Consider the following 14,871-nt stretch of genomic DNA (forward strand, 5'->3'; position numbering starts at 1 on the left):
TATAAGAAGGCTTTTCAGCCGACGAAGCAATCTTACAGCAAGGATCATTAGCATGAAGATTGCTTCGCCGTTCCTCTCCTTGCAATGACGACCGTACTACTTGATCTTGTCAATGGTATTCTGTCGAAGGATCATAATTATCTAATTCCTAAGAGGTCTTCGACCAGCTCAGACTAACACAGTAATCTTTAAGTTAATAAATTACTTTGTTTAAGCAACAAAACCTATTTCTACCCCTTTTTAATCCTTTTTAAAATCATCAGGCTTAGCGGATTAAAAGAATAGCCGCTGATATTGTTCTGTAGCATCACCACTGATTGATCGTAGAATAAAGGGACAACCGGAGCGTAATCCATTACCATCTGGTCCATTTTTCGGTACAGCTCAAAACGTTTTTCATTATCGCTTTCATAATAGCTTTTCTCAAAAAGCTGATCAAATTCTTTGTTGTAAAAAGCAGTATAATTTGGTCCGTAAGGCACTTTGTTTTTAGAGTAGAACATAGAAAGGAAATTCTCTCCATCGCCGTAATCGGCCAGCCATGAGCCACGGAAAAAATTAACACTGTTTTTAGACATCAGATCCCTGAGGCTTGCGCTGGGGCTAACATCTATTTTAACTTTAATCCCGACCGCGGTAAGCTGGCCCTGAATAAACTCGATCAGATCTTTATAGGTTGTAGTGGTATTTAAGGTAACCTCTTCCATCCCTTTCCCTTCAGGGAAACCCGCTTCCACCAACAGTTTGGCCGAAAGTTTTGGGTTATAGGCATATCCACGGACGGCCAGACTATCGAAACCGGGCATGCCTTTAGGGATAAAACCAGATGTGGCTGAAACACCAATGCCATTTCTCAGGTACTTAATTAATCGGTCACGGTCTATGGCATAATTAATGGCCTGTCTGACTTTTTTAAAACGCAATGGCGATTTCTTTACAATCGAAAGATTGGTGTCAACCAAAATACCAACATATTCGGTGCATAGGTAAGGGCTTTTGGTTAGCGTAAATTTCCCCTTATATTTTGAGGTCATTTTTCCGCTTTTGGTCAGGATATCATCGCGGTAACTGCCATCTACATTATAGTAAAAATCCAGGTCCTTTTTCAGGAAACTCATAAAACCACTTTGTTTATCGGTAATGAAACTGGCTTTGATGGCGTCAAGGTAGGGTAATGATATTCCTTTCACATCTTTTTCAAAATAATGTTCGTTTTTTAACAGCACCAGTATCTCGCCCTCTTTCCAGTATTTAAATTTAAATGGGCCGGTACCCACCGGATGGCTCCTGAAGTCTTTACCGTAATGTTCTACTACTTCTTTGGGAACAACAGAGCAATATTGGGTAGTAAGTAAGCTCATAAAGGGCGGAAAAGGGCGTACCAGTTTAATTTGGAAAGTAGAATCGTTCAGTGCAATAAAATTGTCCTTGTCCTTTACCTTGTCACTAAAAATCCATCCGCCTGATGAAGCCACTTTTGGATCGATCAACCGATAAAAGCTATATACAAAATCGCTGGCAACTACTTTTCGGCCTTTTCCATTTTTAAAAATGGGGTCGTCATGAAAGTAAACATCGCTACGCAGATTAAAAGTATAGGTAAGTGCATCTTCCGAAACCGTCCAGCTTTTGGCTATGCAGGGAAGGGTTTGCAGGGATGAATCAATCTGTACCAAACCATTAAAAATCTGATTGGTCATCCAGATGGCATTCTGGTTTCGCGCAAAAGCCGGGTCAATTGAAGTTAAACCCTGATCGAGGTTGATATTGAATACTTTTTTATTGCTATGATGAGCATTTTCCTTACATGAAATGCAGATGATTACATAAAAAAACCAAAATATATATTTAAATGAGCCTCTCATGCGATCAGGAATGTTATTTTTGCACAAATTAATAAATTTAATGCAGATGTCTTTTTTTAACGATTTATTTATTGGCCTCGATGAAGCTAAACAGGAAGAATTGCAGGAGCGTTTAGATCTGGTAGAACATAAGATTAAATTTATGGATAAAGTGCCTGTAGCCTGTATCGATACCAGTAATTCTCCCGTCTACCTGCTTTCAGAAGAGATTGCTTTGGCAGGCGGAATGTTGGAAGCTGATATTTTAAGTGCTGTTTTCATCATTTATTATCAGCCTGGCAAAATGCTCAATGATTTAATGCGCGAAGTACCATCTGTATTGGATGCGAACTGGCCTGCGGTAAAAAGCAACCGTATTATTCTATTAAATGATGACGTAGAACGAGAACGGACCGCCGAAAATGTTGTTTCCCTGATCGAAGATATTGCTGAAATGCTGCATCCCGGTTCATTTATCTTCGGACATGAAGGTGATAAGTGGATCAGGTTTGGCGCTTAAGGCTGATGTAAAATGGATGATGGAAGAGTGATAATGGGCACTACCATTCGCGCCCAAATCTTTCAACTTTCCAGATTTCGATGCTTGTGCTAACTTAAAAATGTTTCTAATTGAATTTTAGCGGATGGATTTTTAACCTTCCAACTTTTAAACCTTTCAACTCCCTAATTAAAACATTGTACCTTCTGTCAGATGGTAACTCTGACAGCACGAGAAAAATTTACAACCTGCTAACCTTCAACCTTCCAACCCTCAAACCTCTTTAATCTGATACTCCTCTATCTTCCTGTAAAGTGTGGTTAAACCAATTCCCAATAACCTGGAAGTTTCTGTTTTGTTGCCTTTGGTGTGGATCAGCACTTTTTGAATGTGCTGTTTTTCTATTTGCTGCAGGTTATATTCATTTGCTACGGGTGTAAAATCAAAGAATTCAGGTGGGAGGGCAGTTGCGCTTAGTACATTGTCATCTGATAAAATAACCAAACGCTCGATGATATTTTTTAACTCCCGGATATTTCCTTTCCAGCTATGGCTGCTCAATACGGATAAAATTTTATCGTCCATTTTCGGTACTGACCGATTTACCTTATCTGCAAATTCTTTCAGATAGTAAGTCGCCAATGCATGGATATCGGCTTTACGCTCTCGGAGCGGAGGCAAGGTAATGGTAAAAACGGAAAGGCGATAATACAGGTCAGACCGGAATTTTCCTGATAAGGCATCGGCTTTTAAATCTTTATTGGTGGCGGCTAAAATCCGGACGTTTACCTGTTGCGTTTGGGTATCGCCTACTTTAATAAAAGTCTGGCTTTCGAGTACGCGTAATAGCTTAGCTTGCAAATCCAGGTTCATTTCTCCAATTTCATCCAGCAATAAAGTACCGCCGTTGGCTTCTTCCAATAAGCCCTTTTTGTCTTTATTTGCACCCGTAAAGGCTCCTGCTTTATATCCGAATAACTCACTTTCCAATAAATCCGGACTAAAACCGCTGCAGTTTAAGGCTACAAATGGTTTTGCAGACCTAAGGCTTTCATAATGGATAGACTGTGCAAAAACTTCTTTTCCTGTTCCGGTTTCGCCAAGTAATAAAACGGTAGTATCGGTTTTGCTTACTTTTTTTGCCAGATCAATAGCTTCTTTTAATGCTTTAGACTGCCCGATGATCGTTTCAAAGCTATGTTTTCTGGCAATCTTGTTTTCAAGATCAGAAACCCTGCGCTGCAGGTTAGACTTATCCATCGCTTTGTACAAAAGCGGGATGATTTTCTCATTATCGTCGCCTTTTACAAGGTAATCAAATGCGCCGTTTTTAATAGCCAGAACCCCATCAGCAATGGTTCCATAAGCGGTGAGGTTAATAATTTCTACGTAGGATTTTATAGCTTTGATATCTTTAACCAGTGCAACACCATTTACGTCGGGAAGTTTTACATCGCTGATGACAATACTTACCTCATTGCTTTTTAAAAGTTTGAGTCCTTCTTTTCCGGTATTGGCCTGTAAGGTTTTAAAGCCTTCCAGTTCTATAATCCTGGAAAGTAAACTGCAGATTTTCTTTTCATCATCGATGATGAGGACCATCCCATTCATAGGTTAAAATTATGCTACAATATTAACAATAAATATACCGAATAATTAAGGTTTGTAATAATTCGGTCTTTCCGGTTTAGCTCAAAACTGAATTGATGAAGCAGGGAACAAAAATAACTTTTCAATATGATAAAAAGCCTTTCAAAATGGTAGGAACTTATTTATGCTTAGCCTGGTTTTATTTTTATTTTTTTGAATTTTAACTTTGATAAACAGTGTTTTATGTTTTTTATCTCTCTCTGGGTATCGCTTTTGATGACTGGCAGATATGAAATTTTATTAAAATGAACAATTCAATAATTTTTGTCAGGATAGCAACTAGCGCAGATGCAAAATATGCAGATGAAATTGTAGCAGAAACACAAAGCTCCGCATTGTTAAGGGGTTCAGGCATTGCGAAGAGAACACCTGCTTCTGTTGTCGAAAAAATAAACGCCGGGAAAGCCGTTATTGCCGTAACTGCTGCTGGCGAATGGGTTGGCTTTTCTTATATAGAAAGCTGGCAGAAAAATACCTTTATTTCCAATTCAGGGTTAATTGTTGCGCCTAAATTTAGAAACTCGGGTGTTGCCAAAAGCATTAAAAACCGGATTTTTGGTCTATCCCGTCGCTTGTATCCCGAAGCCAAAATATTCAGCATTACCTCTGGCGCAGCCATTATGAAAATGAACAGTCAGCTGGGGTTCGAGCCCGTAACCTTTGCACAAATTACCCAGGATAATGCCTTTTGGGAAGGTTGCAAAAGCTGTGTTAACTATGGTATCCTCGAAAGCAAAAATAAAAGTAACTGTTTATGCACGGCCATGTTGTTCAGCCCGGCACATATCGATCAAATTATAGCCAGTGCAGAAAATACCCTAAAATTGAAACAAAACCTAAATCTTAAAAGCATTTAATATACTGCTATGAATACTGTAGTAAAACAACTGAACATCAGCCACCCTGATTTAAATCAATTATATAACGAAGCCATAGAACTTTTGTCTGCTTTAATCGCCATACCATCTTTTAGTGGCGCAGAGCAGGGAACTGCCAATGAAATAGAAGCGCACCTGGCTAAACATGGCATTAATACCATCCGCAAGAACAATAATGTTTGGTGTTACAATAAATTTTTCGACAACGCAAAACCTACTATTCTGCTCAATTCGCATCACGATACCGTAAAACCAAATGAGCAATATACTTTAGACCCATTCAATCCCATCATTGATGATGAAAAAATACATGGCTTGGGCAGTAACGATGCAGGTGCTTCATTGGTGTCGCTTATTTCTACCTTTATTTATTTTTACGAATCGACTGATCTTGCTTTCAATTTGTGTTTGGCAGCTACTGGCGAAGAAGAAAATTCGGGCTTAAATGGCATCAGGAGTATATTGAATGATCTTAAACCCATTTCTTTTGCCATAGTTGGGGAGCCAACAGGTATGCAAATGGCCATTGCCGAAAAAGGTTCGATGGTAATTGATTGTGTAGCCAAAGGCAGGTCAGGACATGCTGCACCCGAAGAGGGCGATAATGCCATTTATAAAGCCATTAAGGATATCGATTGGTTTTCACATTTCAAGTTTCCGATTGAAGACCATTTACCAGCTCCGGTAAAAATGACGGTTACAGAAATAAATGCAGGTTTGCAGCATAATATTGTGCCGGGAGAATGCCGTTTTACGGTCGATATCCGTTTCGATCACAATTATACCCCTCGTGAGATCCTGAATGTCATCATTAACCACACCATAAGCAGTTTTAACGTACGCCCTAATGTGCTCCATCCTTCCAACATCGATGTATTACATCCGCTGGTCGTGGCCGGACAGGTACTTGGCAAGAAAACCTATGTTTCCCCTACCAGTTCCGATCAGGGTTGGCTTACGATGCCTTCTGTAAAAATGGGACCGGGAGAATCAGCCAGATCGCATACGGCAGATGAGTTTGTACGGATTGAAGAAATTGAAGAAGGGATTACACTCTATATCCATCTGCTCGAATCTGTTTCTAAAAGATTATAATGCGAAGAAAGACCATTTTTGTACCTTTTTCGTTTCGGAAGCACTAAAATAAAAGCTTTTTGAGCATATTTGAATTTTGCAAAACAAATACTATGTTCAAAAGATTAACTGCCATACTCACCCTATGCTTACCGGTAATGTTTTGTTTGGCGCAACAGGTTCGTCCATCAAAATCTTCCGAGATTTACAGAGAACTTAAAACCTTAAAACACCTGCCTAAGGTTTTATATTTAGCAGCCCATCCTGATGATGAAAATACAGGTTTGCTGTCGTGGTTGATTAACGATCAGAATGTAGAAACAGCTTATTTATCGCTAACCAGGGGAGATGGAGGGCAGAATCTTTTAGGTACCGAACAAGGCGCAGCATTAGGCCTGATCCGGACACATGAACTTTTGGAAGCCCGTAGACTAGACGGTGCGCAACAATTTTTTACCAGGGCAATTGATTTCGGATTCTCGAAGAATACCAACGACACTTTTAAACAGTGGGATGCCGATAGCATTACGGCCGATGTGGTTTGGGTGATCAGAAAATTCAGGCCTGATGTGATTATCTGCCGTTTCCCGCCTACCGCTGCTGCGGGCCACGGACAACATGCCGCTTCTGCAGTTGTTGCAGAGAAAGCATTCAAAGCGGCTGCCGATAAAAATATGTTTCCGGAACAGCTGAAATATGTTTCCGTTTGGCAGCCAAAAAGATTGTTATGGAATACTTTCAGGTTTGGTGCTGTGAACACAACAGCCGAAAATCAATTAAAGGTGGCGGTTGGACAGTATGATGCCCAATTGGGCATGGGTTATGGTGAGCTGGCCGGATTAAGCAGAAGTTTGCATAAAAGTCAGGGGGCAGGAACACAGTCTGTGGCTGGTATACGTTCCGAATATTTTGTCAATGTTTTGGGCGATCCTGCCAAAAGAACTCTTTTTGATGGCTTAAATATGAACTGGTCTGATAAAGGCGTAGGCGATATTGATGAACTCATCGATATTATATTGTTATCATTTAATTACAACCAGCCTGATAAAAGCCTGCACGGACTATTGATGCTGAGAAAAAAAATTGCAGAATTGCAGGATGTCGCATTAAGAGCGGATAAACTTGCTGCGATCGATAACATCATCTTAAGCAGTGGAGGGTTTATGGGCGAAGTAGTAACCAATCAGCCCGAAGCACTTGCCGGTAACAGTTATAATTTCCGTTTAAACTTAATTTCAAGATCGGCTACTCCTGTAAAGGTAGAAAGTGTAAACTGGCTAAATCAGACAGATCATTTAAACAGAACGCTGGCCAATGATTCGCTGATTACCATTGAACGAAAAATCCAGATTCCGGCAGATGCTGCGCCAACTGAACCTTATTGGCTGGCCAAGCCTGCAAAAAACGCAGCAACATTTAGCGTACCGAATGATACGTTGATCGGACTTCCGGAAATGCAATCGCCAGTTAATGTATTGTTGACACTGAAAATAGAATCTGAAAAATTCGCGGTCAGTTTGCCTTTATCCTATAAAAAATTAGATCCTGTTAAGGGAGATGTGGTAGAAGCACTTAGAATTGTCCCTGCATTAGACTTAAGTTTTAGCGAACCTGTTTATTTTGCAAAAGAAAAAGAAGCTTTAAATGTCGGCCTTCGCTTAAGGGCTAATAAGAATATCAATTACGGCAGAATTACTTTTAAAATAGGGAACCAGGTTGTAAAAACCTTCCAGGGGATTAACTTGGGCGAGAATACGCTGAGCACGATGAATTTCGTTATCCCTGTTGAAGATTTAGCTAAAATTAAAACCAGCCAGAATAAATTAGAAGCAGTTTTTTCATCAGAAACAAATGAATATTCAAAAGGGCAGGTATTGATCCAATACCCGCATTTACCAACCCTTCAGTATTTTGTTCCGGCCACTACCTGGTTAATTAAGGGAGACATCAAAGTATTGGCTAAAAAAATTGGCTATATTGAAGGGGCTGGCGATCTTATCCCCGAATTTTTAAGACAGGCCGGTTTACAGGTTGATGTGCTGACAGAGGCAGATATCCTAAACCCGGTTAAACTGGCAAGCTATGACGCCGTGGTAACCGGCGTAAGGGTAATCAATACCGAAAAGAGAATTAAAAACTGGCAAACTGCTTTACGCAGTTATGTAGAGTACGGCGGAACCATTGTCATGCAGTACAATACTACACAGGATATGGCACTTCAGGATTTTGGTATTTATCCATTTAGCATTAGTGGTAAAAGGGTAACCGAAGAAAATGCAGCGGTTAAGTTTTTAAAACCTGACCATAAATTACTGAACTATCCAAATAAAATCACTGCTGAAGATTTTAAAGGCTGGGTGCAGGAACGTGGTGCTTACTTCCCTGACCAATGGGATCCCAGATACGAAACGCTTTTTGAAATGCACGATACGGGCGAGGAGCCACTTCAGGGTTCAACCCTTTATGCTAAATACGGCAAAGGGAATTTCATTTATACACCTTTAGCATTTTTCAGGCAGTTGCCAGCAGGTAATGTTGGCGCAGCCAGGTTGTTCTTTAACTTTTTATCAGCCGGAAAGTGATGAAAAATCAACTTAAAAACTGGAATACCTGGTATGTATTACTCGCTTTGGCGCTGGTATTTCAGCTTGTGTTTTATTATTTGTTTACCAAATTCTGGGCATGAGTAATATCGATTGGGCCGTATTGATATTCACTTTGCTTGCCGTGGTAGCCTATGGCGTTTTTATTGGTCGTGGGCAGAAAAGCAATGCCTCCTATTTAAAGGCAGATAATAAAATGCCCTGGTATATTGTGCTGCTTGGTATTATGGCCACACAGGCCAGCGCCATTACTTTTTTGTCAGCGCCAGGGCAGGCCTATACCGACGGTATGCGTTTTGTTCAGTATTATTTCGGCCTGCCTTTGGCTATGATCGTGATCTGCATTACCTTCATTCCCATTTTCCAGCGGTTAAATGTATATACAGCTTACGAATATTTAGAAAACCGCTTTGACAAAAAAACAAGGGTATTAACCTCATTGCTGTTCCTGTTTTCGCGGGGATTATCAACCGGCATCAGTATTTATGCACCAAGTATTATCCTTTCCAGTGTGTTAAACTGGAATATTTATTTAACCAATATCCTTACCGGGGGCATTTTATTGATTTATACTTACGTGGGTGGTGCAAAGGCCATTGCGCATACACAGAAGTTACAGTTTTTGATCATCTTAGGCACCATGGCTTTTGCTGCATACCTTTTGGTGCAGAATATGCCTGAAGGAATCGGTTTTAAAGACGCGCTTTACCTGGCCGGAAAATCCGGAAAGTTAAATGTAATTACCACAGAATTTGACTGGAAGGATAAATACAACATCTGGAGCGGTTTAATCGGTGGGTTTTTTCTGGCGCTTTCTTACTTCGGCACAGATCAGAGCCAGGTTGGAAGGTACATTACGGCGAAAGATAATACCAATGCCAAAATGGGATTACTGTTAAATGGGTTGGTTAAAATCCCGATGCAGTTTGCGATCCTCTTAATCGGCGCATTATTATTTGCTTTTTTCTCTTTAAAACCGGCTCCGATTTATTTTAACGAACGATCCTATCAGCATTTAAAAGAAACTCAGCCACGGCAGGCCGCAGCTTTTGAAAAAGAACAGCAGGCCTTAGCACAGAAATTTAACCAGCAATCAAAAAATATTCTTCTGGAAAAAGAAAAGCAATCGCCAACGCTAAATTCTTCCATAGCAAATTTTAAAGCAACCCAAAAACAGGTTAAAGAGTTACATAGCCGGGTAGAAGAAGCCATTAATAAATCAAATTACAATGCAGAGAAAACCGATACCAACTATATTTTTCTGTACTTTGTGAAAAATACACTTCCGGTGGGGATGATCGGTCTGCTTTTCGCTGTCATATTTTTGGCCAGCTGGGGATCTATTTCAGCCGCATTAAATTCGCTGGCTGCCTGTTCCTTAAAAGATGTACACCTTATTTTTGGTAAAAAAGAAGTAGATGACGAAACGGAATTAAAATATAGCCGTTTGCATACTTTAGCATGGGGTATCTTTTCAATCGCAGTAGCCATGTTTGCTACACAAATGGGTTCGTTAATCGAGGCCGTTAATGTACTGGGCTCACTTTTTTATGGACCAATTCTGGGCATTTTCTTAGTGGCTTTTTATTTGAAAAAGATAAACGGGCCAAATGTGTTTATTTCGGCTATCTTATCAGAAATTGCCGTTGTAGCAATCTATAGGTTTGATATAGTTTCATTTCTTTGGCTTAATGTAATTGGCGCGGCCGCAGTAATCATCTGCTCAATAATCGTTCTGTTGTTTTCAAATCAAAAAGTTGCGACTGGCAAATCAGCCTGATTTTTTACGCAAAGCAGATATTTTTCCCTGGGCGCAGGCCTGGAAATTTAATACCTTATTTTCTAAATAATAACGACATGGATGATGCCTGGGTTGATAGGTGGAATGACCGCTACAGTACCAATGAGTTTGCTTACGGGGAACAACCGAATAATTACTTAAAAGAACAATTGACACCTTTGGGTACCGGAACGATACTTTTTCCGGCAGAAGGCGAAGGCCGAAATGCGGTTTTTGCGGCTAAACTGGGTTGGAAAGTTTCGGCCTTTGATATCAGTACTGAAGGAAAAAACAAGGCTATTCAACTCGCCATTCACAATCAGGTTAGCATCGATTATCAGGTGGGCGAACTTCAGGATCTTAACTATAAAGCTGGGCAGTTTGATGCGATTGCTTTGATTTATGCACACTTTCCTTCGTCAATCAAATCGACCTATCATAAAACACTAAGCCATTATCTATGCAAGGGCGGTTTGGTTATTTTCGAAGCTTTTAGCAAGAAACACCTTCATTATATTGCAGCAAACGAAAAAATTGGTGGGCCGAAAGAAATTGATATGCTGTTTTCGATGGAAGAAATAAAGGCTGATTTCGAAGATTACGAGATCATTGTGTTGGAAGAAAAAGAAATTGAACTGAATGAAGGCTTGTTTCATAACGGACTAGGTTCGGTAATCAGATTTGTTGGGAGAAAGAAATAAACCTCCTTCAACATCCGGAAATGGCGTGGCGCTACGGATTAGAGAATGGATAAGCGTCTCTGACTCGCTTTTAAGCATTGAGTAAACCCATTCTTGTTTATTGATCGTAAAGGCCTATTCTTAAATTCGTGGACAATATATTAAGCTACCATAGATACCTGACCTTTACCGTCATTCCCGTATCAATTTATTCAAGGGTATTGTTTTATCGTGTTAAAGCCATAAATTCGTAAAATAAAACAACAGAAACAGATAATATAATACTATGAAAACGATGATTAAATCAATCACATTGCTGTTTACGGCAATTACCATTTCAGTGAGTGCAATGGCACAAGATGCGCAGCCTAAACCAAGTCCGGCGGCAACTGCAACAGGAAAAGTTAAAGGTGCAACCATTACGATTAACTACAGCAGTCCGGCGGTAAAAGGTCGTAAAATCTGGGGCGGTTTAGAAGCCTTTGATAAAGTATGGCGCGCTGGTGCAAATGAAGCTACCACTTTCGAAACCGATAAAGATATCATGGTAGAGGGTAAACCTTTGGCAGCAGGAAAATACAGCTTCTTTTTAATCCCTAAAGAAAGCGGAACCTGGACCGCTATTTTTAACAAAGAACCAAAACAATGGGGTGCCTACAAATATGAAGAAGCTAAAGATGCTTTACGTGTAGATGTTAAAACCAAAGCATTAAAAGCAACACAAGAACGTTTGGTTTATAAAATTACCAAAAGCGGTTTTGCTTTAGAATGGGATAAAATTTCTGTTCCGGTAAGTATTAAATAATTAGATTAAATTCTTGAAAGCCGTTCCAGTTTAATACTTGGGCGGCTTTTTTTTGTCCTTTTTTTCGGGAAATGAACGTATAGCAATGCTTGGAGGTTAACAGGCCGCTTTGCGCTTACTCCGTTGCACTTCGTGTTCACTGTAATTGAGTTCAGGAAAAGGAACTTCTGGTCGTGTAGGGGCTTGTGCTTTACATGATATTTGTGTTTAGGATTAGGAAATGAGTGGCCTGTAGTGCTTGGAGGTTTGCAGCCCCGCTTTGCGCTTTACTCCGTTGCACTTCGTGTTCGCTGCAATCGGGTTTAGGAACAGAGGTTTGTGCACTCCGCAACCCAACAAATGAAAGGCTACTGTAGCCATATAGCCCCGGTTGCAGCGTTTACCCTACAGCAACGAGGTACGAGGCAATAGAGCGTATAAACGGAAAATGGGAAGAAATTTAGTGTTTTTATTCCCTGGTCTGTGTCTGCACAGACCAATAGATAGATTATCTATACAAGCAATAAATACTCAATAACATATTTGAGTTCGGAAATGAGTGACCTGTGGTGCTTGGAGGCTGATAGTCCCGCTATTCATTTCAAGTCCTCGCTGCGCTCCGGGCTTTACATTTCTATCGGGTTTACGAACAAAGGTTTGTACATATTGCAACCTAAAAAATGGAATGCTGTAATAGCCATATAGCCCCGGTTGCAGCGATACCCTGCAGCAACGAGGTACGAGGCAGCGAAGCGTAAAAGCGGAAAACGGGAAGAAACTTCTTGCCGTGCACAGGCATTGCGCTCCAAATCATCATATATTTATTGTTCAGTAAACTATACTTACCCTTTCTACCCTTTTGTAACGAACCTAAAACATAATATCTACTTCTTATTAAAGTGCTATTTTAGGCCGATTTAAAAATAAACACAAATAATGAAGTTTTCCTTTAAACTATTGGTCTTATTGCCGCTTCTTTCGTTAAACGTTTTAGCACAGCAAAAGGCGCAACTTTTTTCCATAAAAACTGCAAAACCTGTTGATCAGGTGAATGTTTTTCTAGGGTCTTCTGGCGATCACGGACAGATGTCGCCAGCTGCCTCCGCGCCTTTCAGTATGTTGAGTATAGGTCCGCAGACTTACCCAAAAACGCATACCGGTTACGAATACCTGGCCAGGAAATTTGAAGGCTTCACCCACAATCGTTTTGAAGGAGTGGGCTGTCAGGGTTCGGGTGGCAATATCTTTATCAAACCATTTTTAGGTAGTGATCCGGCGGCGTCTGAATTGATTAAGGTTTCTGAAAAAGCGAGTCCAGGTTATTATGAAGTTGGTTTTGAAAATAAAATTAAAGCCAGTTTTACCGTATTGGGTAAAGCAGGTAAACATGCCTATCAATTTCCGAAAGGAGCAAAAGGGTTTTATATCGACCTGGCTTATGCTTTTAACGGTGCTTTTGTAGATGAAGCGCACGAAGTAAACGCCAATACCGTGAGCGGGTGGATTAGCTCGAAAACAACTTGTGGAGCAGGAAAATATAAGTTGTTTTACTATATGGAGATTGACGATAATGTATCGTGGAAGGTAACCGGTGATCATAAAATGATTGCCATGCTGAAAGGAGAGGAAACTTCAACAGGAATCAATATCGCTCTTTCTGCCGTTAGTGTTGAAGCAGCAAAATCCTCTATCAATAAAAATTCATTCGTTACTGTAAAAGAACAAAGCAAAGCCGATTGGAATGCAAATCTCTCCAAAATTGCTGTGAATGGCGATCTGGAGAGTGCAAAGCTTTTTTATTCGCTTTTGTACCGTACCATGCAATCGCCATATGTCATATCTGAAGCTGATGGTACATACCGCAATACAAAGGGTGAAATTCAGAAAGATAAAGAGATTCGCTACAACGGTTGGGCCATTTGGGACAATTACCGTACGCAGTTACCTTTGCTTTCAATTATTGAGCAGGATCGGTATGCCGGAATGGTAAGTTCTATTGCAGATCTGTACAACTCGGGTAAAAAGGATTACGCCGGACAGCATGAGCCTTCAAACACCGTGCGGTCTGAACATGCCATTGTGGTTTTGCTTGATGCTTACCGTAAAGGTTATCCGGTTGACTTTGGGAAAATAGCTGATTCACTGGTGAAAGAGGTGAATGGTTTGGATTACAGGTCGCCGGATAAAGCTTTAGAGTCAAGTTATGATAACTGGGCACTTGCAGAAATATTTAAGATTTTAAAGCATAAGGAAAAATCTGATTTTTATCTTAACAAGGCGCTGGAATACAAAAAATATTGGAACAAGGATTTTAAAGATATGACCAAAAATGATGTGGACCGGATGCAGGCCCGTGGTTTATATCAGGGTACCATCTGGCAATATAGATGGTTCGTACCTTATGATTTCAAAGGATTGATCGAACTAGATGGAGGGGAGGAATCTTATATGGCGAAACTTGATGAATTTTTTGCCCGCGATTTATACAATCATGCCAATGAACCGGATTTACAGGTTCCGTTGATGTATAATGTGACTAAGTCTGGTTATAAATCGCAATATTGGATGGACCAACTGGCGGCTGATACCGTTATCCAGAATTACTTTAATGACAATAGCCGTGGAATTGGAAGTTACATTGGCAAAATTTACAGAAACCAGCCAAATGCCTATCTGCGCACCATGGACGACGATGCCGGAGCGATGAGCGCCTGGTACGTGTTTGCAGCAAGTGGTTTTTCTCCTGCCTGCGTAGGTTGGCCTATTTATTATCTGAATGTACCTTTGTTTCCATCGTTAACCTATAACTTGCCAGAAGGAAAGAGCTTTACCATCCAAACCGAAAATTTTAACTTCAAAAATAAATATATCAAGGCTGTTTTTCTTAATGGAAAGCCTTATAAAAAGAACTTTATCACGCAGGAAGATATCAATGCAGGTGGGGTGCTGAAAATCGTTGCTTCAGCCATGCCAGTTAAAATTTCAGATACGGAGAACTGGATTTCAAGTCTTGAAAAATAATTTAAAAAATTAACTAAATATGGCAAACTAAATCCCATTATTGCTGTTGTTCTAGTAT

At 40.2% G+C, this 14,871-nt stretch carries 10 protein-coding genes; 8 read left to right on the forward strand and 2 right to left on the reverse strand.

Annotated elements, in window-relative coordinates; genetic code table 11:
* Positions 1–230: 230 nt before the first annotated feature.
* Positions 231–1,865: an ABC transporter substrate-binding protein gene (locus tag ACFE6N_RS12000; RefSeq protein ID WP_378936711.1), complete on the reverse strand. Its 1,635-nt coding sequence runs from the start codon at positions 1,863–1,865 to the stop codon at positions 231–233.
* A 46-nt stretch (positions 1,866–1,911) separates the two neighbouring features.
* Between ACFE6N_RS12000 and ACFE6N_RS12005 the strand changes: the two genes are divergently transcribed.
* Positions 1,912–2,364, forward strand: a complete 453-nt coding sequence (locus ACFE6N_RS12005) for a hypothetical protein (RefSeq protein ID WP_378936713.1) — start codon at positions 1,912–1,914, stop codon at positions 2,362–2,364.
* A gap of 252 nt (positions 2,365–2,616) precedes the next feature.
* On the opposite strand, the gene ACFE6N_RS12010 is transcribed toward ACFE6N_RS12005, so the two are convergent.
* On the reverse strand, positions 2,617–3,954 hold the full coding sequence (locus tag ACFE6N_RS12010; protein ID WP_378936715.1) for a sigma-54-dependent transcriptional regulator: 1,338 nt from the start codon (positions 3,952–3,954) through the stop codon (positions 2,617–2,619).
* 284 nt (positions 3,955–4,238) lie between these two features.
* Between ACFE6N_RS12010 and ACFE6N_RS12015 the strand changes: the two genes are divergently transcribed.
* The 7 genes from ACFE6N_RS12015 to ACFE6N_RS12045 all read left to right on the forward strand — a co-directional run bounded on the left by ACFE6N_RS12015 (position 4,239) and on the right by ACFE6N_RS12045 (position 14,813).
* Entirely contained in the window at positions 4,239–4,850 is a 612-nt protein-coding gene (locus tag ACFE6N_RS12015; protein WP_378936718.1) for an N-acetyltransferase, read from the forward strand.
* 9 nt (positions 4,851–4,859) lie between these two features.
* The gene (locus ACFE6N_RS12020) at positions 4,860–5,966 is read left to right on the forward strand and encodes a M20/M25/M40 family metallo-hydrolase (protein WP_378936720.1); all 1,107 of its coding nucleotides are present in this window, start codon (positions 4,860–4,862) and stop codon (positions 5,964–5,966) included.
* Positions 5,967–6,058: 92 nt separating this feature from the next.
* Positions 6,059–8,527: a PIG-L family deacetylase gene (locus ACFE6N_RS12025; RefSeq protein ID WP_378936723.1), complete on the forward strand. Its 2,469-nt coding sequence runs from the start codon at positions 6,059–6,061 to the stop codon at positions 8,525–8,527.
* Between the two features lie 100 nt (positions 8,528–8,627).
* Entirely contained in the window at positions 8,628–10,328 is a 1,701-nt protein-coding gene (locus ACFE6N_RS12030) for a sodium:solute symporter (RefSeq protein ID WP_378936725.1), read from the forward strand.
* Positions 10,329–10,405: 77 nt separating this feature from the next.
* Positions 10,406–11,029 carry a class I SAM-dependent methyltransferase gene (locus ACFE6N_RS12035; protein ID WP_378936727.1) on the forward strand — a complete coding sequence of 208 codons (624 nt, stop codon included), beginning with the start codon at positions 10,406–10,408 and terminating at the stop codon, positions 11,027–11,029.
* 274 nt (positions 11,030–11,303) lie between these two features.
* Positions 11,304–11,813: a DUF2911 domain-containing protein gene (locus tag ACFE6N_RS12040; RefSeq protein ID WP_378936729.1), complete on the forward strand. Its 510-nt coding sequence runs from the start codon at positions 11,304–11,306 to the stop codon at positions 11,811–11,813.
* A 915-nt stretch (positions 11,814–12,728) separates the two neighbouring features.
* Positions 12,729–14,813: a glycoside hydrolase domain-containing protein gene (locus tag ACFE6N_RS12045; RefSeq protein ID WP_378936731.1), complete on the forward strand. Its 2,085-nt coding sequence runs from the start codon at positions 12,729–12,731 to the stop codon at positions 14,811–14,813.
* Positions 14,814–14,871 lie beyond the last annotated feature (58 nt).

Source organism: Pedobacter sp. BG31 (assembly GCF_042464845.1).
In the GTDB taxonomy this organism is placed as follows: Bacteria; Bacteroidota; Bacteroidia; order Sphingobacteriales; family Sphingobacteriaceae; genus Pedobacter; species Pedobacter suwonensis.